Below are 389 nucleotides of genomic sequence, written 5' to 3' on the forward strand. Positions count from 1 at the left end.
TATCGGCATAAAAACTATCAAGACTTAGCGGCTTTTAGCTACTGTGCGGCTAAGCAAGAGAGGTATTATGGCTTTGAGGGACATTTGCTGGTTAACTTATCGGGCATGATTAAAGGCTTTACCGTTGCCCCTGCCAATGTTGATGAAAGAGCGGTTGCGCCTGATATTACTGACAATATCCATGGTTTGCTCGGCGCTGATAAAGGCTATATCAGCCCTAGTCTGACATCGTACTACGACGCTCAAGGAGTGGATTTACAAACGCCACTCAGAGCCAATATGAAAGAGGATAGACCCAAACCTGTGGTAAGGCGGCTAATGAAAGCCCGCCGTATCGTTGAAACAGTCATTGGTCAGCTATCAGAACGATTTAATATACAAAGGGTACG

At 45.5% G+C, this 389-nt stretch carries 1 pseudogene; it reads left to right on the top strand.

The features are described from left to right. Positions 1-389, top strand: a pseudogene (locus tag ACT3TU_RS14385) (IS982-like element ISPsma1 family transposase); the annotation flags it as partial.

The organism is Psychrobacter sp. AOP3-A1-26 (assembly GCF_052378235.1).
Taxonomy (GTDB): domain Bacteria; phylum Pseudomonadota; class Gammaproteobacteria; order Pseudomonadales; family Moraxellaceae; genus Psychrobacter.